General features: G+C 64.7%; 22 protein-coding genes. 13 read left to right on the top strand and 9 right to left on the bottom strand.

Annotated features, from left to right (window positions below; translation table 11 throughout):
• Positions 1–46: 46 nt before the first annotated feature.
• Both recG and M7H45_RS05180 read left to right on the top strand, forming a co-directional pair.
• On the top strand, positions 47–2,092 hold the full coding sequence (recG, locus tag M7H45_RS05185) for an ATP-dependent DNA helicase RecG (RefSeq protein ID WP_298215208.1): 2,046 nt from the start codon (positions 47–49) through the stop codon (positions 2,090–2,092).
• Positions 2,089–2,520, top strand: a complete 432-nt coding sequence (locus M7H45_RS05180) for an NUDIX hydrolase (RefSeq protein ID WP_298215184.1) — start codon at positions 2,089–2,091, stop codon at positions 2,518–2,520. The genes recG and M7H45_RS05180 overlap by 4 nt, the downstream gene beginning before the upstream one ends.
• Here M7H45_RS05180 and M7H45_RS05175 read toward each other — a convergent pair.
• The gene (locus M7H45_RS05175) at positions 2,504–2,992 is read right to left on the bottom strand and encodes a glutathione peroxidase (protein WP_298215183.1); all 489 of its coding nucleotides are present in this window, start codon (positions 2,990–2,992) and stop codon (positions 2,504–2,506) included. The genes M7H45_RS05180 and M7H45_RS05175 overlap by 17 nt on opposite strands.
• 28 nt (positions 2,993–3,020) lie before the next feature.
• Between M7H45_RS05175 and mazG the strand changes: the two genes are divergently transcribed.
• Positions 3,021–3,809 (top strand): nucleoside triphosphate pyrophosphohydrolase, encoded by a 789-nt coding sequence (gene mazG / locus M7H45_RS05170; RefSeq protein ID WP_298215182.1) that lies wholly within the window; start codon positions 3,021–3,023, stop codon positions 3,807–3,809.
• The gene (locus tag M7H45_RS05165) at positions 3,806–4,402 is read left to right on the top strand and encodes a carbonic anhydrase (RefSeq protein ID WP_298215181.1); all 597 of its coding nucleotides are present in this window, start codon (positions 3,806–3,808) and stop codon (positions 4,400–4,402) included. The genes mazG and M7H45_RS05165 overlap by 4 nt, the downstream gene beginning before the upstream one ends.
• 18 nt (positions 4,403–4,420) lie before the next feature.
• Here the strand turns inward: M7H45_RS05165 and M7H45_RS05160 are convergent, their stop codons facing one another.
• From M7H45_RS05160 to M7H45_RS05145, 4 genes are all read right to left on the bottom strand, one after another.
• Entirely contained in the window at positions 4,421–5,623 is a 1,203-nt protein-coding gene (locus M7H45_RS05160; RefSeq protein ID WP_298215180.1) for a sodium:proton antiporter, read from the bottom strand.
• A gap of 14 nt (positions 5,624–5,637) precedes the next feature.
• The gene (crcB, locus tag M7H45_RS05155) at positions 5,638–6,066 is read right to left on the bottom strand and encodes a fluoride efflux transporter CrcB (protein WP_298215179.1); all 429 of its coding nucleotides are present in this window, start codon (positions 6,064–6,066) and stop codon (positions 5,638–5,640) included.
• 117 nt (positions 6,067–6,183) lie between these two features.
• The gene (locus tag M7H45_RS05150) at positions 6,184–7,338 is read right to left on the bottom strand and encodes an acyl-CoA dehydrogenase family protein (protein WP_298215178.1); all 1,155 of its coding nucleotides are present in this window, start codon (positions 7,336–7,338) and stop codon (positions 6,184–6,186) included.
• A 3-nt stretch (positions 7,339–7,341) separates the two neighbouring features.
• Positions 7,342–8,577, bottom strand: a complete 1,236-nt coding sequence (locus tag M7H45_RS05145) for a CaiB/BaiF CoA-transferase family protein (protein ID WP_298215177.1) — start codon at positions 8,575–8,577, stop codon at positions 7,342–7,344.
• A gap of 215 nt (positions 8,578–8,792) precedes the next feature.
• Between M7H45_RS05145 and M7H45_RS05140 the strand changes: the two genes are divergently transcribed.
• Entirely contained in the window at positions 8,793–9,938 is a 1,146-nt protein-coding gene (locus M7H45_RS05140) for an acyl-CoA dehydrogenase family protein (RefSeq protein ID WP_298215176.1), read from the top strand.
• A 5-nt stretch (positions 9,939–9,943) separates the two neighbouring features.
• A complete protein-coding gene (locus M7H45_RS05135) occupies positions 9,944–11,143 on the top strand; it encodes a CaiB/BaiF CoA-transferase family protein (protein ID WP_298215175.1) in 1,200 nt (399 codons plus the stop codon).
• A 43-nt stretch (positions 11,144–11,186) separates the two neighbouring features.
• On the opposite strand, the gene M7H45_RS05130 is transcribed toward M7H45_RS05135, so the two are convergent.
• Together M7H45_RS05130 and M7H45_RS05125 are read right to left on the bottom strand one after the other, a co-directional pair.
• The gene (locus M7H45_RS05130; RefSeq protein WP_298215174.1) at positions 11,187–12,341 is read right to left on the bottom strand and encodes an alpha-hydroxy acid oxidase; all 1,155 of its coding nucleotides are present in this window, start codon (positions 12,339–12,341) and stop codon (positions 11,187–11,189) included.
• Positions 12,338–12,787 carry a PPC domain-containing DNA-binding protein gene (locus M7H45_RS05125; protein WP_298215173.1) on the bottom strand — a complete coding sequence of 150 codons (450 nt, stop codon included), beginning with the start codon at positions 12,785–12,787 and terminating at the stop codon, positions 12,338–12,340. The genes M7H45_RS05130 and M7H45_RS05125 overlap by 4 nt, the downstream gene beginning before the upstream one ends.
• 174 nt (positions 12,788–12,961) lie before the next feature.
• On the opposite strand from M7H45_RS05125, the gene M7H45_RS05120 reads away from it, so the two are divergent.
• The 7 genes from M7H45_RS05120 to M7H45_RS05090 all read left to right on the top strand — a co-directional run bounded on the left by M7H45_RS05120 (position 12,962) and on the right by M7H45_RS05090 (position 19,948).
• Positions 12,962–13,177, top strand: a complete 216-nt coding sequence (locus tag M7H45_RS05120; protein ID WP_298215172.1) for a heavy-metal-associated domain-containing protein — start codon at positions 12,962–12,964, stop codon at positions 13,175–13,177.
• A gap of 180 nt (positions 13,178–13,357) precedes the next feature.
• Positions 13,358–14,134, top strand: coding sequence for a hypothetical protein (locus tag M7H45_RS05115; RefSeq protein ID WP_298215171.1), 777 nt, complete (start codon positions 13,358–13,360; stop codon positions 14,132–14,134).
• A gap of 15 nt (positions 14,135–14,149) precedes the next feature.
• On the top strand, positions 14,150–15,934 hold the full coding sequence (locus tag M7H45_RS05110) for a thiamine pyrophosphate-requiring protein (protein WP_298215170.1): 1,785 nt from the start codon (positions 14,150–14,152) through the stop codon (positions 15,932–15,934).
• A 3-nt stretch (positions 15,935–15,937) separates the two neighbouring features.
• Complete coding sequence (locus M7H45_RS05105; RefSeq protein ID WP_298215169.1) at positions 15,938–16,579, top strand: gluconate 2-dehydrogenase subunit 3 family protein; 642 nt, start codon at positions 15,938–15,940, stop codon at positions 16,577–16,579.
• Complete coding sequence (locus M7H45_RS05100; RefSeq protein ID WP_298215168.1) at positions 16,569–18,200, top strand: GMC family oxidoreductase; 1,632 nt, start codon at positions 16,569–16,571, stop codon at positions 18,198–18,200. Before M7H45_RS05105 ends, M7H45_RS05100 begins: the two co-directional genes overlap by 11 nt.
• On the top strand, positions 18,197–19,075 hold the full coding sequence (locus M7H45_RS05095; protein WP_298215167.1) for an SMP-30/gluconolactonase/LRE family protein: 879 nt from the start codon (positions 18,197–18,199) through the stop codon (positions 19,073–19,075). Before M7H45_RS05100 ends, M7H45_RS05095 begins: the two co-directional genes overlap by 4 nt.
• Positions 19,076–19,948 carry a DUF72 domain-containing protein gene (locus tag M7H45_RS05090; RefSeq protein ID WP_298215166.1) on the top strand — a complete coding sequence of 291 codons (873 nt, stop codon included), beginning with the start codon at positions 19,076–19,078 and terminating at the stop codon, positions 19,946–19,948.
• Here M7H45_RS05090 and ligD read toward each other — a convergent pair.
• Positions 19,945–22,374 (bottom strand): DNA ligase D, encoded by a 2,430-nt coding sequence (gene ligD, locus M7H45_RS05085; RefSeq protein ID WP_298215165.1) that lies wholly within the window; start codon positions 22,372–22,374, stop codon positions 19,945–19,947. The two genes, M7H45_RS05090 and ligD, sit on opposite strands and share 4 nt — an antisense overlap.
• Positions 22,364–23,314, bottom strand: coding sequence for a Ku protein (locus tag M7H45_RS05080; RefSeq protein WP_298215164.1), 951 nt, complete (start codon positions 23,312–23,314; stop codon positions 22,364–22,366). Before M7H45_RS05080 ends, ligD begins: the two co-directional genes overlap by 11 nt.
• Between the last annotated feature and the right edge of the window lie 52 nt (positions 23,315–23,366).

The raw sequence follows: 23,366 nt of genomic DNA, 5'->3' as shown, positions 1-23,366 counted from the left end.
CCGCTTGCGATATAAGAGGGGTTTGGCCAAGAGTCAGCCCGTGACCCTGGATTTATTGACGCCCTTGCGGGCGCCGCTCACCACCCTGCCGGGGCTCGGCCCCCGGCTCGGGGCGCTGATGGCGAAGCTGGTGGGGGGAAAAACGGTGCGCGACGTGCTGTTCCACCTGCCGGGAGAGTTTCTCGACCGGCGGGAAAGCCCCTCCCTCGCCGAGGCGCGGCCCGGGCGGGTGGCGACGCTGCGGGTGGAGGTGATCCGGCACGAGGAGCCCGCCCGCCCCGGCCAGCCCTGGCGCGTGGTGATCGGCGACGGCACCGGCTTCGCCGAGATCGTGCTGTTCCACGCGGCGCGGCTGCCGCAATTTCCGTCCGGCTCCCGGCTGATCATCTCCGGGCGGCTGGAGCGGTTCCAGGACCGGCTAGTGATGGCGCATCCGGAACAGGTGGCGAGCCAGGCCCAGGAGGCGGATTTTCCCTGGATCGAGCCTGTCTGGCCGCTGGCGGCGGGGATCACGCCGCGGACGATGCGGCGGGCGGCGCTGGGCGCGCTGGCGCGCCTGCCCGATTTGCCGGAATGGCAGGACCCGGCGCTGCTGGCCCGCCGCTCCTGGCCGGGATTTGGCGCGGCCTTACGGGCGCTGCACGCGCCCGGCGCGGTACCGGGGCCGGAACCGCGCCAGCGCCTCGCCTATGATGAATTGCTGGCCCGGCAGATCACCTTCGCCATCGCGCGGGGGCTGCGGCGGCGCCAGCCCGGCCGGGCGATGAGCGGCGATGGCCGCCTGCGCGCGGCGGCGCTGAAGGCCTCCGGCCTGACCCCCACCGCCGCGCAGTTGCGGGCGCTGGCGGAGATCGAGGCCGATATGGGCGCCCCCCACCGCATGCGCCGGCTGCTGCAAGGCGATGTCGGATCCGGCAAGACGCTGGTGGCGCTGCTCGCCTGCCTGCAAGCGGTGGAAGCCGGAGCGCAAGCGGCGCTGATGGCCCCCACCGAGATTCTCGCCCGCCAGCATTACGCCCTGTTCCAGCGTCTGGCCCCCGTGCCGGTGGCCTTGCTCACCGGCAATGTGAAGGGCGCGGCCCGGCGGGAGGTTCTCAAGGGCGCGGCGGCAGGCACGCTGCCCATTCTCATCGGCACCCATGCGATTTTCCAGAAGGAGGTGGGGTTTCGCGATCTCGGCCTCGCGGTGGTGGATGAGCAGCACCGCTTCGGCGTGGACCAGCGGCTGGCGCTGAGCGCCAAGGGGGTGGCGGATTTGCTGGTGATGACCGCGACCCCCATTCCCCGCACGCTGCTGCTCACCCATTGGGGGGAGATGGAGGTCTCCCGCATCACCGAGAAGCCGGCGGGGCGCGAGAGGGTGACGACCACCCTGCACCGTTTGGCCGATCTGCCCAAGGTCGAAGAGGCCATCGCCCGCGCCATCGCCGGAGGCGGGCGGGTCTATTGGGTATGTCCGCTGGTTTCGGAGTCGGAAATTCTGGATGTCACCGCGACGGAGCGGCGCTTCGCGGCGCTGCGGGAGAGATTCGGCGGGGCGGTGGCGATGGCGCATGGCCGGATGGAGCCGGCGGCGCGGGAGGCGGCGCTGCGCGGTTTCGCCGCCGGGCAGACGCGCATCCTCGTCGCCACCACGGTGATCGAGGTGGGGTTGGATGTGCCGGAGGCGAATGTGATGGTGATCGAGCATGCGGAGCGGTTCGGTCTGGCCCAGCTCCATCAGCTGCGCGGGCGGGTGGGGCGCGGCCAGGCGCGTAGCTATTGTCTGCTGCTGCACGAGGACGGGCTGGGCGTGGCGGCGCGCGAGCGGCTGAGGATTTTGCGCGATACCGATGATGGGTTCGCTATCGCCGATGAGGATTACCGGCTGCGCGGCGCGGGAGAATATCTCGGCACGCGCCAATCCGGCCTGCCGGGCTATCTGCTCGCCGACCCGGAGACCGATGCCGGGCTGCTGGCGATGGCACGGCAGGAGGCGGTGCTGCTGCTGCAACGCGATCCCCGGCTGCAAACCCCGCGCGGCCAGGCCGTGCGCCTGCTTCTGCATCTCTTCGACCAGCGCGAGGCGATCGAGACGGTGCGGGCGGGATGAGCGGTGGCGCCTATCCCGCCGCGCCCCGGGTGGGCGTGGGCGTCGTGCTGCTCAAGGGCGCGGAGGTGCTGCTCGCGCGCCGGGGCAGGCCGCCCGCGCTCGGCTTGTGGTCCCTGCCCGGCGGCAAGCAGGAGCTGGGCGAGACGGCGGAGGCGGCCGCGCGGCGGGAATTGCGCGAGGAGACCGGGCTGGAATGCGGCCCGCTGCTTCTGGCCGGGCATGTCGATTCCATCCACTGCGACAGGGAGGGGCGGGTTGAGTACCATTACACGATCCTGGATTTCGTGGCCCGCTATGCCGGGGGCGAGCCCCGGCCCGGCGATGACGTGACCGAGTTGGCCTGGGTCCATCCCGCCGCCTTCGACGAATACGCGCTCTGGGAGGAGGCGCGGCGGATCATTGCCCTGGCCTTCAGCCTGGGGCTGTGAGCGCGGCCTCGACGGCGTTGCGCACCCGCCGGGATTCGGGCCGGGTGGGGGAGATGAAAAAATCCCGCAACGCGCCGTCCTTGCCGATGAGATATTTATAGAAATTCCAGCGCGGGCGGGCGAGAAACCCTTTCTCCGCCGCCACCCAGCGGAAAAACGGATGCGCCGCCTCCCCCGCGGCGCGCGCCTTGGCCATCAGGGGGAAGGTGACGCCGTAATTTCTCTCGCAGAACGCGCCGATTTCCGCCGCCTCCCCCGGCTCCTGCCCGCCGAAATCGTTGCAGGGCACGCCCACCACCGCCAATCCGCGCGGGCCGTAAACGCGCCAGAGATTTTGCAGCCCGGCATATTGCGGGGTGAAGCCGCAGCGGCTGGCCGTGTTCACCACCAGGATGGGACGCCCCGCCAGGGCGCGGAGCGGATAAGGCGCGCCCGCCAGCGTGACGAAGGTGAAATCATGGGCGCTGGTCATTTGCTTTACTCGCCAGTAAGTATCGCTCATGCCGAATGAAGCACCGATTCAGGCCCTCATCAACGTCATGGCGGCGCTGCGCCATCCGGAGACGGGCTGCCCCTGGGACAAGGAGCAGGATTTCCCCACCATCGCGCCCTATACCATCGAGGAGGCCTATGAGGTGCGGGCGGCCATCGCCTCCGGCGATCCGGCCCGGCTGAAGGACGAGCTGGGCGATTTATTGTTCCAGGTCGTTTATCATGCCCGGTTGGCGCAGGAGCGCGGCTGGTTCGATTTCAACGATGTCACGGCGGGGGTGACGGAGAAAATGATCCGCCGCCACCCCCATGTCTTCGCGGCGGAGGCGGCGCGCGGCGCCGCTGGGCAGAGCGCCGCCTGGGAGGCGCAAAAGGAAGCCGAGCGCGGGCGCCTCGCCCAAACCGGGACGCTGGATGGCGTGGCCGAGGCGCTGCCCGCCCTCAAACGCGCCCAGAAACTCTCGGCCCGCGCCGCGCGGGTGGGGTTCGACTGGCCGGACGCCGCCGCGGTGCTGGAGAAGCTGGACGAGGAGACCCGCGAGTTGCGGGCGGAATTGGCGGCGGCAGCGCCCGAACGCATCGCCGATGAGCTGGGGGATCTGCTCTTCGTGCTCGCCAATCTCGCCCGCAAGCTGGGACAGGATGCGGAAACCTGCCTGGAAGGAGCGAATGAGAAATTCATCCGCCGGTTCAACCGGGTGGAGGAATTGCTGGCCCAGGCGGGCAAGACGCCGCGCGAGGCGGGGTTGGACGAGATGGAAGCCTTATGGGCGAAGGCCAAGAGGGAGGGGTTATGAAATCGTTGCTTGAGGGGTATGAGCGGTTCCGCCACGGCTATTGGCAGGAGCACGCCGAGGTTTATTCCTTGCTGGCCAAGGAGGGGCAGAAACCGCGGGCCATGGTCATCGCCTGCTCCGATTCGCGCGTGGCGCCGGAAATGATCTTCGATTGCGCGCCGGGAGAGATCTTCGTGGTCCGCAATGTCAGCGCGCTCGTCCCGCCCTACGCCCCGGACGACAAAAAACACGGCACCTCGGCGGCGCTGGAATTCGCGGTGAATTCCTTGAACGTGCGCAGCATCATCGTCATGGGTCATAGCCGGTGCGGCGGCATCCAGGCGCTGATGATGGGGCCGGGCGGCGGCAACCGGGACTTCATCGATTCCTGGATGGAGATCGCCAGCGCCGCGCGGCAACGGGTCTGCGATTCGCCGGACCTGAACGGGGCGGAGTTCGAGGCGCAATGCGAGGCCTGCGAGCATGAGGCGGTGCGGGTCTCGCTGGCCAATCTCCTCACCTTCCCCTGGATCAAGGAGCGGGTGATGGATGGCAGGCTGACCCTGGCCGGGCTGCATTTCAACGTGGAAAGCGGCCGGCTGGATATGGTGTGAACGCAAGCGTGGAAAGGCTTACCTTGCCCGGATGATGCGCAAGGCGCGCAGCAGCCAGGGCATGGTGAGGCCCTGAAACACCACCGAGAACACGACGACGGCGAAGGTGGCGATGAGCACCTCGTTCCGCAGCACGAGGCCGACGGGCAAGGCGAGCGCAAGGGCGAGCGCGAGGGCGCCGCGCAGCCCGCCCCACCAGAGTACATGCTGGAAGGCGGGCGGAACCGCCCGGGGGCTGCCGCGAAAGAGAGCGCAGAGCGGATAGACGGCGAGAGCGCGGCCAAGCAGCACCATGGCGATGATCAGGCCGAGATGGACATATCCCAGTTCCCGGAACGGGATGCCCGCCACGGCGAGACCGATGAGCAGAAAGACGAAGGAATTGGCGATGAAGGCGAGAAAATCCCAGAGCGCCAGGGTGAATTCCCGCCCCTGAAGGCTCAGCCTGCCATCCCGCGCGAGGCCGAGATTGCCGGCGCACAGCCCGGCCGTGACGGTGGCGAGCACGCCTGAGGCATGGAATTGCTCGGCGAGCAGGAAGGAGCCATAGGCCAGGACGATGGTGAGCGCGCCCTCTATTACGGCATCGGCGGCGCGGCGCATGACGAGCAGGGCGAACCCCGCGCAGAGGGCGCCGGCGATAACCCCGCCACCCACCATGACCGCCAGCAGCCAGGCGATTTGCGCCGGCGGCAGGCTGGCCTGGCCCGCCGCCTCGACCCAGGCCAGCGCCAGCGCGAACGCCACGGCGGCGACACCGTCATTCAACAGGCTTTCGCTTTCCACCAGCAGGCGCAGCCGCCCATGCACCCCGTTATCCTTGAACATGGCGATGACCGCGACTGGATCGGTGGCGGCGATGAGCACGCCGAACAGCAAGGCGGGCTGGAGCGGCCAGCCCAGCCCATAATACCCGGCCAGGGTAAGCGCCAAGGCGGTGAGCAGCGTGCCCGGCACGGCGAGGGTGAGGATGGGCAGCGCGTCCTGGCGCAGGGCCGACCAACGGATGTGGATCGCCGCCTCAAACAGCAGGGGCGGAAGAATGAGATCAAAAATCACGCTCCGCGTGAGTGCCAGCCCTGGGTGGAAAGGGCTGAGGGCCAGCCCCGTCCCGGCGACCACCAGCCCCACGCTATAAGGCAAGCGCAGGCGCCGCGCGAGGAGCGCCACCACGATGGCGATCATCAGCAATTCGAGCATGGAAGTAAGAAAATCCTGCATGGCGCGCTCCCCGTTTAAGAGGCTTCCTCCTCGATCACCGTCTGGCTGATTTCAGCCGGGCCGCCGCTGAAATGGCTGCCGAGGGCGAAGCCGGCCGCCACCGCCCCTAGGCACAGGAGGACCGAGAGGCCAATGTTCAGCATCGCCCGCCCCAACGCGCCCGCGCGCAGCAGGTCCAGCGTTTGGAGGCTGAAGGAGGAAAAGGTGGTGAAGCCGCCGCAGATGCCGACCATGACAAAGATGCGGGCGGGCTCGGGCGCCGGAAACCGGCCATGGCTCACCGTGAGGGAGCCGAAAGCGCCGATGGCGAAGGAGCCGAGAATGTTGATGAGGATGGTGCCCATGGGCAAGGCGCGGCTGATGGGCAGCGCGGCCAGGGCCAGCCAGTACCGCCCGACACTGCCGATGGCTCCGCCCAGCGCGACGAGCAATGTTTCCCGCATCCGGCCAACCCCCCTTTGCGAGGCGCGGGCCGCCCCTGAGCCGGAGCAGCGGCCCGGGGCGCGCGCCCTACCCATTTTTCATTATGGCAGGGGTGAGGGCGGTTCAAGGCGCTGGGGTTACAAGCCGAGATCCTTGGCGATGGAATTGCGCAGAATCTCGCTTGAGCCGCCGCCGATCCGCATGAGACGCGAATCCCGGTAGTGACGCTCCATCTGGAAATCCGGCGTCATGGAATAGCCGCCGAGAATTTGCATCCCTTCATCGGCCACCCGGGAATAGATTTCCGAGGTCATCACCTTGGCGATCGACGCCTCCTTGCGGCAGTCCACCCCCGCATCGAGACGGCGGGCGAGGTCGTAGGTGAGCAGCCGCGCCGCGTGCACCGCCATCTGCATATCCGCGAGCTTGTGCTGGATGACCTGGAATTTGGCGATGGGCTGGCCGAACTGAACCCGGTCCTGCGCGTATTTGAGCGCGCAATCGAGCGCGGCCTGGGCCGCGCCCGTCACCTGCGCCGCCAGCGAAAACCGCTCCTTGTTGAGATTGGTCATCAGATGTTTCCAGCCGCCATTGAGAGTGCCGAGCAGATCATCCTGATGCACCCTGACATTCTCATAAGTCACCCGGTTGGTTCCCACGGAGCGGAAGCACAGCGTCTCGATCCGCTCGATGGTCACGCCGGGGCTTTTCGGGTCGACGAAAAACAGGCTGATGCCTTTATGGGGCGGCGCGCTGGGGTCGGTGCGGGTCACCAGCACGGTCCGGTCCGCGAGGTCGATCTGGGAATTGAAGATCTTGGCGCCGTTGATGATGAAATGGTCGCCATCCCGCACGGCCCGGGTGCGAATCCCCGCCGCATCCGAGCCGGCATCCGGCTCGGTGAGGCTCATGGAGGATTTGAATTTGCCCGCCGCGATCAAAGGCAGATATTTCCGGCGCTGCGCCTCCGACCCATAGGTGATCAATGAATGCGCGCCATGCACCGTCGCCCGGTAATATAACACGGCTAGCTCCAGGAGGCCGTATGAGAGCTCCTCCTGCACGATGCCAAGCTCGACGAAACCCAGGCCTGAGCCGCCATATTCCTCCGGAATCGCGATGCCGAGCCAGCCCAGAGCCGCCATCTTGTCGAACACATCGAGCGGCGCGATTTTCTTATGGTCGTACTCGCGCGCCTTCGCGTCGGGGATCTCCTTGCGCACGAAATCGCGCACGGTATCTCGCAACATCAGTTGCTCGTCCGTAAACCCGAAATCCCGGTCGCCGCGCATGGTTCAGCCCTCACCTGCGTCTTTTGTTTGTTTCGAAGATTTTACGATCCCCGCCGCCAGCATCGCATCGATTTCGGCTTGTGTGTAGCCGACATCCGTGAGGATCTCATCCGTATTCTCACCCACCAGCGGCGCATGGTGGCGGATTGAAAGTTGCGACTCGGACCATTGCATGGGAATGCCCATGCTACGGATTTTTCCTTCCGAGGGATGGTCGATCCATTTGAAAAAGCCGATATCGGCGAGATGCGGATCATCGAACAGCGTTTCGGGCGTGTGCAGAGGCATGGATGGAATATCCGCCTTCCCTAATTGCTCCAGCCATTCCGCCGTGGTGCGGGTGAGCATGCTCTCCCTCAGAAATTCGAGCAGCGCATCGATATTATGAGAGCGGTTCTGCATGGTATCGAAGCGGGGATCGGCCAGCATATCCTCCCGGCCGATGAGTTTGCAGAAATTCACCCAATGCGCTTCGAGATAGATCACCACGCAAATATGGCCATCACGGGTCCGGTAGGGGTGGCGCGACTGGGAGACCAGCCGCGGATAGCCCGCCTGGCCGAGCGGCGGGTCGAAGCTCATTCCGTACATGTGGTCCGAAAGGACGAACTGGGTCATGGTCTCGAACATCGGCACCTCCACCGCCTGGCCGCGCCCGCTGCGCTCACGCGCGTAAAGCGCCGAGGTGATGGCGTATACCATGGTCAGCCCGGTGACGCGGTCGCATAGATTGGTGGGCAGATAACGCGGCTCGCCGATGATACGGCCAAGCAATGACGGCAGCGACACGCCGCCCTGGATGAGATCATCGAAAGCGGGTTTGCCGGCATAACGCCCGCCCTCGCCAAACCCATAGCCGGCACAATAGACGATGCGCGGATTGATCGCGGCGAGGGCCTCATAGCCAAGGCCGAGGCGCTCGATGGAAGCCGGGCGGAGGTTGGAAAGAAAAACATCGGCGTTTCGTAACAATTTCCGCAAAATTTCCTGCGCCTCCGGGCGCCGGAGATCGAGCGACAGGCTGCGCTTGTTCCGGTTGAGCGCAAGGAAAAGCGGCCCCATGCCATTGCTGCGGCTCGGCCCGATCCTGCGCAACACATCGCCCTCGAATGATTCGATTTTAACGACATCCGCCCCCAGATCCGCCATGATCTGGCTGGCGAAGGGTCCCATCACCACGCTGGTGAGGTCGACGATTTTCACGCCCGCCAGCGGGCCGGTGTTTTCTGGCTTTGGCATTCCCGGACTTCTTATATTGATCACCCAAGGCATCATGGATCAACCGCTGTAGTAATCAAACTCTACGCATGGCTGGAATGCAAAAATCAGTCGTCTTGCCGGGTTTTGCTGCTTTAGACTTTTTCTGCCCGAAATTCAAACAAGCGAGGCGGGACCCGCCTGTTCGAGCGGAATTTTGGCGCGGGGAACGCCGTCACAAGCAATAGGTCAGGATAATGAATTTTTTGAATTCGGAACAAATCATGTGGCGGGATTCGGTCGAGCGTTTTGTCGACCAGGAAATCGGCCGCGAATATATCCGCCAATGCGATATGGACCGCCGGCATCCAGATGAAGCCTATCAAAAAATCGCGCGGATGGGATGGCTCCAGCTGATCTTTCCCGAAGAGGTGGGCGGCGATGGCATGAGCATCTTCGATTACGCGCTCATGGTCGAGATGTTGAGCAAACATGGCGTTGATTTTGGCGTGGCCATAACCCTGCCGACCTTCACGGCCATGAACATCGCGCTGCACGGCACGCCCGACCAGAAGCGCGAATATCTGCAGCCTTTCTTCGCGGGTGAGCTGCGATTCGCCGTTTCGATTTCAGAACCGGATGCGGGTTCTGACGCGGCGAACACCCGCACTTTCGCCCGGCTGGAAGGCGACCATTATGTTGTGAACGGCCAGAAAATGTGGTGCAGCGGCTCGGGCATCAAGAACACGGTCATTCTCATGCTGGTGCGCACCGAGAAGACCGAGGACAAGCGCAAGGGGCTGTCCGTTCTGATGATCCCGAACACCGCGCCCGGCCTGACCATCCGGCCGCTGAACACCTTGGCGCGCCGCTCGATTATCACCAATGAGATTTTTCTCGACAACGTTCGCGTGCCGGCCGGCAATATGCTCGGCAAGCCCGGCGATGGCTGGAAGATCATTGGTGGCGAGCATTTACTGCTCGAACGGGTTTGCGTCGCGCTGGGCTATGTTGGCGCTGCCCAGGGGGCGGTGAGCGACGCCCTCCGATACGCGCAGCAGCGGGTGCAGTTCGAGAAGCCGATTTTCGAATTCCAGGTGATCCGGCACATGCTGGCCGATATGCAGACCCAGGTGGACGCCGCGCGGCTGATGGCTTACCGGGCCGCCGATATGGCCTCGAAAGGAGAGCATTGCCGCAAAGAGGTGGCCATGGCAAAACTTTTCGCCAGCGAGACGTTGCAGACGGTGTCCCGCCAGGGCATCCAGATCATGGGCGGCTACGGGACGCTGCCGGAATTCGACATGGAGCGTCATTTCCGCGAGGGAATGCAGGCAACCATCGGCGGCGGTACGTCACAAATCCAGCGCACCATGATCGCCCAGGAAATGCGTCTAGGCTAGCGACAATGGCAAATATGAGCGCGGCGGCCAGCCACTCATCCCATCTCCGGCCGCTCGAGGGTGTGCGGGTTCTGACCATCGAGAATTTCGTCGCCGGCCCGTTCTGTACGATGTGGCTGGCGGATGCGGGGGCCGAGGTGGTGAAGGTGGAATCCCCGGCCGGGGATTTTTCAAGGACCACCAGCCCGCTGCGGACCGATGAGAACAACGCTCCCCGCGCCCTTTCCTTCCTGCGCGTCAACCGCAACAAAAAAAGCATCACGCTGGATTTGAAAACGAAGGAGGGGAAGGAGACATTCCTGGCCCTCGCCCGCAAAGCCGATATCGTCGTGGAGAATCTACGCCCCGGCGCGATGGACCGTCTGGGCATCGGCTATGAAACCCTGAGCGTGGAAAACCCGCGGCTGATCTATGTGGCCATTTCAGGCTTTGGCCAAAAACACATCCTCCCCAGCCCCTATATCGACCGCCCGGCTTTCGATATTATCGGCCAGGCCCTGAGCGGGCTGATGTACCGTCCGGACAGGCAGGATGAGAGCCCGGTTTATCTGGGGTTTTCGCTCGCGGACATCAATTCCGGCATCGTGGCGGCCTATGGCGCCATGCTCGCCTTGTTCCAAAGAACGGTGACGGGAAAAGGCCAGCTCGTCGATATCTCGCTCTACGATGCCGCCTTGATCATGAACGAGATCTCCGTCGCCATTTTTTCGGCGTTCAAGAAATTGTCGAAGCCGGGCATCCACGCTGTGGCCTCGCCCTTCGGCGCGTATAGAGTCAAGGATGGATTTGTGGCCGTCGCGGTGCTGGGGGAGCATGTATGGCGCCGGTTTTGCGAAATTTTGCGCAAGCCGGAATTGCTCGATGATCCACGTTTCGTCAGCGGGGTGTCCCGCTGCGACCACAAGGAGGATCTCAACCGCATCATCAATCCATGGTTTCTGGAAAGAACCGGCGCCGAGGTGGAGACGATCTTCGCGGAAGGCGGGGTGCCCGCCTCGGTCATCCAGGATGTGGATGGCGTGCTGAAATGCCCGCATCTGGCGGCGCGCGATATGATTCGAACCCTGAACGACCCGGCTTGGGGCGAGATAGAGATCGTCGGCAATCCCGTGAAAATGTCGGCGGTGCCCCCCATTGAAACCCGGCCTCCTCCGGAGCTGGGCGGAGATACCGAGGAGGTTTTGCAAAACTGGCTGGGCCGGTAGGTCATGATGGTCAAGGATCAAACCTCTCTGCGGGCAGGCGGCCTCACGCGACTTTGCGTAGAAAAGCGGGGGCGAGTTCCTCCAGACGGCGCGTGCCCAAGAGAGCCATGTCCTTATCGAGTTCACGGCGCAGCAAATGGATGGCGTGGCTCACCCCCCGCTCCCCGGCATAAGCGGCGGCAAACAGGAAGGGCCGGCCGATGAAGACCGCCGCGGCCCCCAGGGCCAAGGCTTTGACGATATCCGTGCCCCGGCGAAAGCCCCCATCCAGCATCACCGGCATCGGCCCCGCCTGGTCCAGCGCCTCCTCGAGAATATCCATCGGCGCGACCGCATAATCCAGTTGCCGCCCGCCATGGTTGGAGAGAATGACGCCATCCGCCCCGGCCTCCTTCGCCAGGGCGACATCCGCCGGGGAGAGAATACCCTTGATCACCAGCATACCCTCCCAAAGCCGGCGCAAGAGGCGGATGTGACTCCAGTTCAGCCCCTCATGCGAGGCGACGGTTTTCACCTTACGCGAAAACAGGCCGGGCCCTCCCCAGGGCTCCAGATTGACGAGGTGGGGTTGCCCGCGCCTGAGCAATGTGGGCAGAAACGTGCGGGCGACCCAGCCGGGATGGGTCGCCACATCCAGGCCAAGCCGTAGATTAGGACGGATGGGCAAGGCGAAACCGTGGCGAACATCCTCCTCCCGGTTGGAGCCGATGGGCACATCCGCCGTGACCACCAGCACCGATACGCGCGCGGCCCTTAACCGCCGCACCATGCCGTGTATGGCCTCCTCCTCCGGGGACTGATAGGCGGCAAACCACATATCCGGGTTGGCCTTCACCACTTCCTCAAGCGGGATGATGGTATTGGCGCTGAGGATGAAGGGGATGGCCGCGGCGCGGGCGGCGCGCGCCATTTCAACCGTGCCTTGATAGGCGATCAGCGCCGCCCCGCCCATCGGCGCGATGCCGAAAGGCGAGGCATAGCGCTGGTTGAAAAGCGTGATGTGCTGATCCCGTTTCTCCACCCCCGCCAGCACGCGCGTGACGAGCCGCCAGCGGTCCAGCGCGGCGCGGTTGGCGCGCAGGCTGGCCTCGCTCTCCGAGCCTGCGGCGGCATAGGTGTAAACCGCGCGGGGCAGACGCGCCTTCATCACCATCTGAAACTGGTCGAGATCGAGAATGCGGGTAAGCTCCTTACTCATGGCCGAGCCGCGAGATCGATGAGCGCCAGCCCGCTTTCCGGGTCGTGGCGCTTGCGTAGATGCGCGGGGCTCTCGGTGAGAATGACCTCCAGCGTCGGCCGCACCAGACCTTGGAGAAGATGGCCGGCGCGGGCGCTGCCATCGCGGCGGCTCAACACGCAATGAATATGCAGAGCCGGCTCGCCGTTTTCGCCGAGGGCGATATCGCCGAGCAGCGAGGCGACCTCCACCTGCTCCGGCACGGGTATTTTAATGTAACCCTTGGCGGTCCAATCGAAATAGCCGATGACCGCCTCGCTGAAGGCGCCGATGGCGGAAATCTGCGCGGCCGAGATCGCCTCGCGCTTGGCAAAATCGGCGAGAGACCGCATGACCTCCTCTCCTGTCCTCAGAACCACGGAGTAGGTCCGTTGGCCATTGACTTCGTGCAATAATCTGGCTGGCATGGATCTCATCCCGAACGCTTAGGCGTTTGACAGAGATGGGCGCTGGCACGAGAAGCGCCAACCGCCAAAACTGGACGACGGATGAGCCGGACGAAAACTTCTGGTTAAATTCCCGTAGGTTTTGTTGAAGCCCCCCTCATCGGCATGATCTCTTCAGCGGAAGGAGATCAGTCCATGGCCGAATCCACACCTTTGCAATTCAAAGTTCCCGATATGCGCGATGACGATTCGGTTCGCGCCATCACCGAGGCGGTGCGGAAAATCGATCCGCATGCGCATATTGTGGCGGATTTAAAAACCGGACGCGTGATGATCGGAGCCGAGATCGATGCCGGGCGGGCGGCGGAAGCCATCGAGGCGGCGGGATTCTCACCCTGCGCGGCCGGGTGAGATGAGCCAAACTTAACCTTGCGGGCATGTTTCGCGTTTCCCTTCCTTCCATATTTCATCCCTAGCGGGAGTTTCCCTTCCTATTACGGCCCGGAGATCATTATGCCGCGAATTTCGCGCGCTGCGCCTGAAACCCAGCCCGCCGTCCAAGCCGCGAAACGACTGAACCGGGGTTCCGCCATGCTCGCGGCCTCGGTATTGGCGGATAGCGCGATGGAGCATTACCGCGGCGGTTTCTACAATCCGGCCATGGTGACGCCGATCCTCACCTCCATCGCGGCGCTGAGCACCAGCCTGCACGGGCATAATGACGACCGCCAGCGGCGCCACCGCCAGCGGGACCGGCTGTTCGGCCTGACCGCCGCCACCGGCATCGCCGGCATCGGGTTTCATCTCTACAACACGCTCAAGAAACCAGGCGGGCTTTCCTGGCAGAATTTGTTTTACTCCGGCCCCATCGGCGCGCCTGCCGCCATTCTTCTTTCCGGTTTGTTCGGGCTGCTGGCGGAGCGCGTGCGCGACACCCCGCCTGGCGAAACCCCCCGCATCTTTGGCCTCAATGCTGGGCGGGTCACCTCCCTTGTCACCTCTGTCGGGCTGTTCGCCACCTCCGGTGAGGCGGGCTTGCTCCATTTCCGGGGTGCCTTCCAAAATCCCGCCATGTTCCTGCCGGTCACGCTGCCACCCGTGGCGGGCGCCCTGATGGGCAAGGCGACGTTTGGCAATTCCCGCAAAGAGCGCCGGTTCACGCGGTTCTGGCTGCGCCTCACCGCCCTGCTCGGCATCGCCGGTTCCGGCTTTCATATTTACGGCGTCTCCCGCGCCATGGGCGGCTGGCACAACTGGCGCCAGAACATGGTGGATGGCCCCCCCATTCCCGCCCCGCCGAGCTTTACCGGCCTGGCCATGGCCGGACTCGCCGCGCTCGCCCTGCTGCGCGCTCACCCCGAGGATTGAGAAAGGAGTTTCGTGATGGCTCTGAATGTTTCGGAATTCGTGTGGAAACGCCTTGCTGAATGGGGGCTGAAACGGGTGTATGGCTATCCTGGCGATGGCGTCGGCGGGCTGGATATCGCCTTGGAAAAAGCCCAGGACAAAATAGAATACGTCCAGGTCCGGCACGAGGAGATGGCGGCCTTCATGGCCTCGGCCCATGCCAAATTCACCGGCGAGGTGGGGTTGTGCTACGCCACCTCCGGCCCCGGCGCCATCCATCTGCTCAACGGGTTGTATGACGCCAAGATGGACCATACGCCTGTGGTCGCCATTGTCGGCCAACAGGCCCGCACCGCTTTGGGCGCGCATTACCAGCAGGAAGTCGACCTGCAAAATCTGTTCAAGGATGTCGCGTCCGAATTCGTGATGACGGCGAGCGTGCCGGCCCAGGTGCGCCATCTCATCGACCGGGCGGTGCGCATCGCTCATGAGAAACGCACGGTCACCTGCGTCATCCTGCCCAATGATCTTCAGGAACTGCCTTATTCCGACCCGCCGGTGGCCCATGGCGCCACCCATACCGGCATCGGCTTCGCCAAACCCGCCCTCGTCCCGGATGCGGACGGGCTGCGCGAGGCCGCCGCCATCCTCAACGCGGGCAAGAAGGTCGCGATCTTGGTGGGCGCGGGCGCGCTGCATGCCACGGATGAGGTCATCGCCGTCGCCAACCGTCTCGGCGCGGGGGTGGCCAAGGCGCTGCTTGGCAAGGCGGCGGTGCCCGATGAGCTGTCCTTCGTCACCGGCGGTGTCGGCCTGCTCGGCACCAAGCCGAGCTGGGACATGATGAAGGGTTGCGACACCTTCTTGATGATCGGTTCCGCCTTCCCCTATTCGGAATTTCTTCCCAAGCCGGGTTCGGCACGGGGGGTGCAGATCGACATAGACGGCGCCAATCTCAGCCTGCGCTATCCCATGGAGGTCAACCTGATCGGCGACAGCGCCGCCAGTTTGCGCGCGCTCTTGCCGATGCTCGAACAGAAGAAAGACCTCGGCTGGCGCAACGAGATCGAAAAGAACGTGGCGGCCTGGTGGAAGACGCTGGAGGACCGCGCCATGCAGCCGGCCAGCCCGGTCAATCCCCAGCGGGTGTTCTGGGAGCTTTCTCCCCGCCTGCCGGAAAACACGATCATGACCGGCGATTCCGGCTCCGTCGCCAATTGGTATGGCCGCGACATTAAAATGAGGCGGGGCATGAAGGGCTCCCTCTCCGGCAGCCTGGCCTCGCTGGGGGCGGGCGTGCCCTACGCCATCGGCGCGAAATTCGCCTTTCCGGAGCGTATGGTCATCGCCTTCATGGGCGACGGCGCGATGCAGATGAACGGCATCAACGAGATGATCACGGTGAAGAAATACTGGCGCAAATGGAAAACGCCGGGCTTCATCGTGCTCGTGCTCAACAACCAGGATCTGAATCAGGTCACCTGGGAGGAGCGGGTGCAGCTCGGCGAGGCGAAGACGCTTTCCACCCAATCCATCCCGGATTTTCCCTATGCCAAATATGCCGAATTACTAGGGCTGAAGGGGATCTACGTGGATCATCCCGACCAGCTGGGCCGGGCCTGGGATGAAGCGTTGAGCGCCGACCGCCCCGTCATTCTGGAAGTGCGGACCGACCCGAACGTGCCGCCCTTGCCGCCGCATATTTCGGCCAAGGATGCCCGCAACTTCCTGCATTCGCTCATCCGCGAGCCGGAGAGGGGCTCGGTGATCAGGAACACCGCCCGGGAAGTTCTGGCTTCCATCCTGCCCGGGAGCAAATAAGGCATGAACCGACGTTTCCCTGGTTATGACGTTCTGACGAAGCGCACCGGCCCCTCTTGGAATGAGGCCACGCGCCAGGCGGTTGATCTGCGCTTGGCCGTGCCCCGTGAGCCGCGATTTTTCAGCATGGCGGAATGGGCGGTCCTGGATCGCGTCAGCCAGCGCATCATACCGCAGCCGCCGGGACGGCCGCCCGTGCCCATCGCCGCGCTGATCGACGCGAAGATGCTGCGCATGGGCGCGGCGGGCACGCGCATCGAGCCGATGCCATGGGACGGCGACGCCTGGAAATTGGCTTTGGCGGCGCTGGAGGCGGAGGCGGTTATGCGCCATGGCCAGGGTTTCGCGGCGTTGGATGACCGGACGGCGGATGCGCTGCTCACCGCGATGCAAAAGGGCGAGCCAGCCGGCGCGCCATGGCAACGCGTGCCGCCGGGGCTGTTCTTTGCCAAGCGGCTGCTGCCCGATATCGTCGAGGCCTATTACGGCCACCCCACCGCCTGGAGCGAGATCGGTTTCGGCGGCCCGGCCAGCCCGCGAGGCTATGTCCGCCTGGACACCAACCGCCACGACCCCTGGGAGGCGGCGGAAGCGAAAAGCGAAGGCGATCTCAAAGCCTATCGCCATAACCGCCATGTCGCCTGAGGCACCGCGCGCCATCGCCGGGCGCGCCCCGGATGTATTCGTGCCGGGAGGCTGGGTGCCGATGCGCGAATATAGCCTCGATGACGAGGTGGATTTTCTCATCATCGGCACCGGGGCGGGGGGCGGCACCCTGGCCGGACGGCTGGCCGAGATGGGGTTTTCCGTGGTGGCGCTGGATGCGGGAGCCTATTTCCGCCCGCTCGACGATTTCGCCTCGGATGAGACGGAGCAGGAAAAGCTCTACTGGAACGACCGGCGGATCGTGGATGGCGGCACTCCCCTGCAAATGGGGGGCAAGAATAGCGGCAAGGCGGTGGGGGGCAGCATGGTGCATTTCGCCATGGTTTCGCTGCGCTTCCGTCCGGAGTGGTTCAGGAGCCGCTCTGTCCTGGGCTATGGCGCGGACTGGCCCCTCGATTGGCGGGAGATGTGGCGCTATTACCGGGAGGCGGAGCTGGCCTTGGCGATCTCGGGTCCGGTCACCTACCCCTGGGGACCCAAACGCCCGCGCTACCCCTACCGGGCGCATGAGATCAACTCAGCCGGGCGGCTGCTCGCCCTGGGGGCGGAGGCCCTTGGCTATCAATGGACGGAGACGCCGCTCGCCACCGTCTCCGCGCCGCGCGGCAAATCACCGCCTTGCGTGTATCGCGGCTTCTGCCGGTTCGGCTGTTCCACCAACGCTAAGCAGAGCACGCTGAACACTTGGATCCCCCGCGCGCTTGCCGCCGGGGCGGAGATCCGTGACCTGGCGATGGCCGGACGGATCGAGGTGAAGGGTGACCGCGCCACCGGGGTGCATTTTCACCGGGAAGGCGCCTGGCATTTTCAGCGCGCCCGCAACGTGGTGGTGGCGGGCTATGCGGTGGAGACGCCGCGCCTGCTGCTGAACTCCGCCACCAGCCGGCATCCGCACGGTTTGGCCAACCGCTCTGGCCTGGTCGGCAAATATTTCATGACGCAGAGCAACCAGGCGGTGTTCGGCCGCATGCGCGACGAGGTGCGCTGGTACAAGGGGCCCCCCTCCTTCACCATCACCGAGCATTGGAATTATGACGACCGCAAGGATTTTTTTGGCGGGTATTGCTGGATGGCGCAGGGGCCCCTGCCGATCGAATGGGGGTTCATCCAGACCGGGGCGCGGGGTTTATGGGGCGAGGCGCTGCGGCAGGACATGCTGAACTATAACCATCAGGTCGGGCTGAAAATGGTGGGCGAGACGCTGCCGGACGCCGCCAACACGGTCACCCTCGCAGATGAGGTAGACCAATATGGGCTGCGCATTCCGCGCATCACCTTCAGCTGGGGCGAGAATGACAGGAAGCTGATCGGCCATGCCATTTCCGAGATGACCCGCAGCCTGGAAGCCATCGGCGCGGAGGATATTTTTCCCCAGCGCGAGGATGCGAATCATCTCGCCGGGACGGCGCGCATGGGCTTCACTCCGGAGGACAGCGTCGTCGACGCCGATTGCCGCAGCTGGGACATTCCCAATCTCTGGGTTTGCGACGGATCGGTGTTTCCCACCACCGGCGGGGTCAATCCCTCCCTCACCATTCAGGCGATCGCCCTGCGCACGGCGGACCGCATCAAGGCGATGGCCGGGAGAGGCGAGCTTTGAAGCTGGAACTGGTGACCAACGCCAAGGCGATCATCGGCGAATCCCTCCTCTGGGTCCCGGAGGAAGGCAGGCTCTATTGGGCCGACATCAAGGCCCCCGCCTTGTACGCGCTCGACCATGCCAGCGGCGAGACGCGGCGTTGGGAACTGCCGGCCGATCTCGGCGGTTTCGCGCTGGACGGTAAGGGGCGGGCTTTTCTCGCCCTGCGCAACGGGCTGCACTGGCTCGATCTGACAAGCGGCGCGCTGGAGATGGTCGCGCCGCCGCCCTTCGACACCAGGCTTATCCGCTTCAATGAAAGCGGTTGCGACAGCCAGGGCCGGTTCTGGGTGGGTACGATGACCGACCCGCCCGCCGGTGTGGAAACCACGCGGACCGGCGCGCTTTACAGCTACACCAGCCGCGAGGGGCTGCGGGCCTATCCGGATTTTTCCTTTATCACCAACGGTATGGCCTGGAGCGCCGATGAGCGCGGCATGTTTCTCTCCCGCAGCGAGGAGAGAACCATTTACCGTTACGCTTACGATGTCAGATCCGGCCGACTGGGGGAGCGGCAAATATTCGCGATCGTAGAGGGAGAGGGCATTCCGGACGGCGCCGCGCTCGACGAGACGGGTATTTATTGGTGCGCCATTCATGGCGGGTGGGCCTTGCATGGCTATGACCCGTCGGGCCAGCTAGTGGAGCGGGTGAGCCTGCCGGTGAGCCAGCCCACGATGTGCTGCTTTGCCGGGCCGGATCTGGACTGGCTCTATATTTCCAGCGCCCGGGACGGGCTGGACGCCGCGCAAATCGCCAGGGAGCCACAGGCGGGCGGGTTGTTCCGCCTACAGGTCAACCGGCGCGGACAGAAGCGCCATTGGCGCGTGGCATGAATGGCGCGGCGGCGGGGCGAGATTCGCATCGGCATTTCCGGCTGGCGTTACGCCCCCTGGCGCGGGGTCTTCTATCCCAAAGGTCTCAAGCAGAAGGATGAGTTGAGCTATGCCGCCTCCATCTTTCGCACCCTGGAAATCAACGGCACGTTTTACGGCACCCAGCGCCCCCAAAATTTCGAGGCGTGGCGGGAGGCCGTGCCGGAGGATTTCGTCTTCGCGGTAAAGGGGCCGCGCTTCATCACCCATATCCGCCGCTTGCGCGAGGTGGAAACGCCGCTCGCCAATTTTTTCGCCTCAGGCGTGCTGCGCCTGGGCCGCAAGCTCGGCCCATTTCTCTGGCAATTTCCTCCGAACATGGCCTTCGACGCGGCGCGGTTCGAGCCGTTTCTTTCCCTTCTGCCTCATGACAGCGGCGCGGCGCATGCGCTCGGCCGCCGCCACGATTCCCGGCTGAAACAACCGGATGAGGAAACCCCGCCCCCGCTGCGGCTACGCCACGCGGTGGAAATTCGCCATGAAAGCTTTCGCGACCCCGATTTCATCCGGCTGCTCGCCCGGCATGATATCGCCCTGGTCTGCGCCGATACGGTGGATTGGCCGCGCCTGATGAATTTGACCAGCGATTTCGTCTATTGCCGCCTCCACGGTTCGGAAGAGCTCTATGCGAGCGGCTATGACGAGGCGGCGCTGAAAAGCTGGAGCCGGAGGGTACGCGCCTGGGCGGAGGGCGGCGAGGCGCCGGAATCGGAATTCGTGCCGGGCGCGCCGCGCGGGCGCAAGCGGGCGCGGGATGTTTACGTCTATTTTGATAACGACATAAAAGTCCGCGCCCCCTTCGATGCGCAGCGGCTTGAGGAAATGCTTGGCTAATCTCCCGCCACCGCCCGCAGAGACGCCTTGGTGAGGCGCTGGGCGGGCACGTCCGCCCAGGGGTCTTTATACGCGGCCAAAAGCTCCATGGCTCTGGGTATGGTAACCTCATGCGCCTCGGCAAAACCGTCCAGCTCGTCCCAGCCGCAAGGCCAGGCCACGCTGGCGCTCTCCCGCGCCCGGGGAGAATAAGGGGCGATGGCGGTGGAACCCGCCTCATTGCGGAAGAAATCGATGAAAATCTTGCCGTGGCGCTGGGCCTTGCTCATGGTGGCGGTGAAGCGGGCTGGCGCGTCCTCCGCCAGACGCCGCGCGACATTGCCGCAAAACTCCTTGACCACAGCGAAATCATATTGGCGGCGGAGCGGCACGATCACATGAATGCCCTTCCCACCGCTCAGCATGGGCAGGCTGGCGAGGCCCAGCGCCGACAGCACGTCCCGCAAGCGGGCGGCGGCGGAGCGGACCTCGGCAAAGGCAAGACCGGGGTCGGGATCGAGATCGAAGACCAGCCGGTCCGGCACGTCCGGCTTGTCCCGGCGCGAACCCCAGAGGTGGAATTCCATCACCCCCATCTGCACCGCCACCAGCAGGGCCTGGGGTGAAACAGGGTAGAGATAACGCTCCGTATGGCCCTTGCCGCTGGTATAGGCTTGCTCGCCCCAATCCTCGCCGAAACCCGGCACGCGGTGACGCTGAAAAAAGCAGGTCTCGCCCACGCCTTCCGGACAGCGGACCAGGGAGAGAAAGCGGTCCCGGACGAACGGCCACATCAGCGGGGCGGCGCGTTGGATATAAAGGGCGAGCTCTTTTTTGCTAAGCCCCGCCTGGGGATAGACGATCCGCTCGGGATGGGTGATGCGCAAAGCGGGCTCGGCTGCGGGCTGGGGTTTGGGCGGCTGGGGCATCTCGCGTTCGATCTCCTCCTCCGGCTTGTCCTCGCGCAGCCCGACGAACCGGCCATGGCGGATCATGCCGTCCGGCGTCCAATCCGCGAAGGCGATCTCGGCCACCAGCTCCGGCTTCACCCATACCACGCCGCGGCGCATGGGTGCGGGCACCTCGCAGGGCGGTTGCTTGCGGCGATGCCGTTCCCGCCACGCCGCCAGGCGCCGCAACGTTTCATCGGAAAAACCGGACCCCACCCGCCCGGCATAGCGCAACTCCTTCCCCTCGCGCACGGCCATCAGCAGCGATGAGAACGGGCGTGCGGGTTTATCGGAGGGTGCGAAGCCGATGATGACGAATTCCTGGCCGTGATGGCATTTCAGTTTCAGCCAATCCATGTGCCGGCCGGAGCGGTACGGCGCCTCCGCCCGCTTGGCGATCAGCCCTTCCAGCCCGTGCTGGCAGGCGGTCTTGAACAGCGTCGCGCCATCGCCGGTGAAGCTCTCGCTCAATTGCAGCGGGGCGTTGCGGGGCGGGTGGCCCAGCAGGCGCTCCAGCAGCGCCCGCCGCTGGCGCAGGGGCTGGGGGCGCACATCCTCGCCTTGATAAACCAGCACATCGAAAAGAAAGCATGAGATGGGCGCGTTGATCCGCCCTTCGAGCGCGCCGACCAGCATGCCGAAATCCGTCACCCCATCCTTGCCGATGACAACGATTTCCCCATCCAGCAGCGCCGCGGGCAAAGCGAGCGCCGCCACCGCCTCGGCGATGGCGGGATAGCGGGCGGTCCAATCCAGGCCGGAGCGGGTATAAATCCGCACCTCCTGCCCATCGGCGGCGATGATGGCGCGGTATCCGTCATATTTGATCTCGAACAGCCAGCCATCGCCGGCGGGCGGCGTTTCAACCAGCGTCGCCAAGGCGGGGGCGATAAAGGCGGGCGGGTCGGAGCGCCGCCATACCGGCGCGTTCGCGGCGATCTGTTCCATCGTCCGCCCGGTTTTGACTGATGTCACCTCACGTTCGAGCAGATCCGGCTCGCTGCCCTCATACTCGTCGTGCTCCTTGATGAGGAGCCAGTTTTCCCGCGTCTCCTTCTCGCGCGGGCGCATCCGCACCAGCGCCCATTTGCCGTGGAGGCGCTTCCCATGCAGGACGAAGGCGAGCTTGCCGTTTTTCAGCCCCTCACGCGGGTCGCCCAGCGGCTCCCATGTGCCGGTATCCCACAGCATCACCGTGCCGCCGCCATATTGCCCCTTGGGGATCGTGCCCTCGAAATCGCCGTAATCCAGCGGATGATCCTCGGTGCGAACGGCGAGGCGCTTGTCGTGCGGGTCGTAGCTGGGCCCGCGCGTCACCGCCCAGCTGAGCAGCACGCCATCCAACTCCAGGCGGAAATCATAATGCAGCCGCCGGGCGGCGTGTTTCTGGATGAGATAACGGGCCCCGGGCTTGAGCCGGGCCTCGCCGCTGGGCTCGGCGGTTTCGCTGAAACGCCGCTTGGCCCGGTAGGTGGCGAGCTGATCCTTAGCCGGCACGCCGGCCCCGCTTCGGCGGGCTGGCCTCCGCCTCGTTGGCGCGCACGCTCCGGCGCAACGCCTCCACCAGATCCACGACATTGCCGCGTTCCGGCTGGCTTTCCGGCGCCTCGTCCACGCTCACCTTATTCTTGGCCTTGGCCTCGATCAATTCGCGCAGCGCCTCGGTATAATCGTCCCGGAACGCTTCAGGATCGAAGGGCTTGGTCTTTTTACGGATCAGATCCTCGGCCAGCTCCATCAATTCGGGATCGGCCTCCACCTCGCCGATATCGGCGAAGAAGGGGGCGGCCCGGCGCACCTCATCGGCGAAACGCAGCGTCTCCAGCATCAACCCCCGCCCGCAGGGCTTCAGCGCGGCGATATATTCGCGCCCGCGCATCACGAACTGCCCGATGCCCATCTTGCCGGTGGCGCGCATCGCGTCGCGCACCACCGCATAGGCTTCCAGGGCCAGGTTTCCATCCGGCAGCACGTAATAGGGCTTATCGAAATAGATAGGATCGATTTCGCAATGATCGACAAACTGAACGAGATCGATGGTCCGCCTGGCCTCCAGCTTGATATGGTCGAGGTCCTCATCCGTCAGCAGGACATAATTGCCCTTGCTCATCTCATAACCCTTGACGATATCCTCCGCCTTCACCGGGCCTATGCCGGGCGCCACCTTTTCGTAGCGGATTCGCTTGTGGGATTTTTTATCTACCTGATGAAAGGTGAGCTTGGCGCTGCTGTTGAGCGCGGCGACGAGCTGCACGGGAATATTCACCAGCGCCAGCCGGATTTGTCCGGTCCAGAGGCTGCGGCCCGCCGCCCGCGCCGTCTCGCGCCGGGCGGCCGGCCTGGCCGCCCGGCTGCCGGTCCTCCCCGGTTTCGCCGGTTTCGCCGGTTGCGCCGGTTGCGCCGGGGCGGCGGCTTTGGTTTTGCGTTGCGTCGCCATCGAGAAGATGTAAGCCGGCGAAACGGCGGCGCAACGGCTTCGCCGGATTTTT

This window comes from Acidocella sp. (assembly GCF_027352905.1).
Lineage (GTDB): Bacteria > Pseudomonadota > Alphaproteobacteria > Acetobacterales > Acetobacteraceae > Acidocella.
This window is presented reverse-complemented; position numbering and strand designations above follow the sequence as displayed.

What these genes read in the sequence shown, in the direction of transcription:
- M7H45_RS05180 (WP_298215184.1), top strand. Translation starts at nt 2,089, where the DNA reads ATGAGCGGTGGCGCCTATCCCGCCGCGCCCCGGGTGGGCGTGGGCGTC.
- M7H45_RS05175 (WP_298215183.1), bottom strand. Translation starts at nt 2,992, where the DNA reads ATGACCAGCGCCCATGATTTCACCTTCGTCACGCTGGCGGGCGCGCCT.
- mazG (WP_298215182.1), top strand. Translation starts at nt 3,021, where the DNA reads ATGCCGAATGAAGCACCGATTCAGGCCCTCATCAACGTCATGGCGGCG.
- M7H45_RS05165 (WP_298215181.1), top strand. Translation starts at nt 3,806, where the DNA reads ATGAAATCGTTGCTTGAGGGGTATGAGCGGTTCCGCCACGGCTATTGG.
- M7H45_RS05160 (WP_298215180.1), bottom strand. Translation starts at nt 5,623, where the DNA reads ATGCAGGATTTTCTTACTTCCATGCTCGAATTGCTGATGATCGCCATC.
- crcB (WP_298215179.1), bottom strand. Translation starts at nt 6,066, where the DNA reads ATGCGGGAAACATTGCTCGTCGCGCTGGGCGGAGCCATCGGCAGTGTC.
- M7H45_RS05150 (WP_298215178.1), bottom strand. Translation starts at nt 7,338, where the DNA reads ATGCGCGGCGACCGGGATTTCGGGTTTACGGACGAGCAACTGATGTTG.
- M7H45_RS05145 (WP_298215177.1), bottom strand. Translation starts at nt 8,577, where the DNA reads ATGCCAAAGCCAGAAAACACCGGCCCGCTGGCGGGCGTGAAAATCGTC.
- M7H45_RS05140 (WP_298215176.1), top strand. Translation starts at nt 8,793, where the DNA reads ATGAATTTTTTGAATTCGGAACAAATCATGTGGCGGGATTCGGTCGAG.
- M7H45_RS05135 (WP_298215175.1), top strand. Translation starts at nt 9,944, where the DNA reads ATGGCAAATATGAGCGCGGCGGCCAGCCACTCATCCCATCTCCGGCCG.
- M7H45_RS05130 (WP_298215174.1), bottom strand. Translation starts at nt 12,341, where the DNA reads ATGAGTAAGGAGCTTACCCGCATTCTCGATCTCGACCAGTTTCAGATG.
- M7H45_RS05125 (WP_298215173.1), bottom strand. Translation starts at nt 12,787, where the DNA reads ATGCCAGCCAGATTATTGCACGAAGTCAATGGCCAACGGACCTACTCC.
- M7H45_RS05120 (WP_298215172.1), top strand. Translation starts at nt 12,962, where the DNA reads ATGGCCGAATCCACACCTTTGCAATTCAAAGTTCCCGATATGCGCGAT.
- M7H45_RS05115 (WP_298215171.1), top strand. Translation starts at nt 13,358, where the DNA reads ATGCTCGCGGCCTCGGTATTGGCGGATAGCGCGATGGAGCATTACCGC.
- M7H45_RS05110 (WP_298215170.1), top strand. Translation starts at nt 14,150, where the DNA reads ATGGCTCTGAATGTTTCGGAATTCGTGTGGAAACGCCTTGCTGAATGG.
- M7H45_RS05105 (WP_298215169.1), top strand. Translation starts at nt 15,938, where the DNA reads ATGAACCGACGTTTCCCTGGTTATGACGTTCTGACGAAGCGCACCGGC.
- M7H45_RS05100 (WP_298215168.1), top strand. Translation starts at nt 16,569, where the DNA reads ATGTCGCCTGAGGCACCGCGCGCCATCGCCGGGCGCGCCCCGGATGTA.
- M7H45_RS05090 (WP_298215166.1), top strand. Translation starts at nt 19,076, where the DNA reads ATGGCGCGGCGGCGGGGCGAGATTCGCATCGGCATTTCCGGCTGGCGT.
- M7H45_RS05080 (WP_298215164.1), bottom strand. Translation starts at nt 23,314, where the DNA reads ATGGCGACGCAACGCAAAACCAAAGCCGCCGCCCCGGCGCAACCGGCG.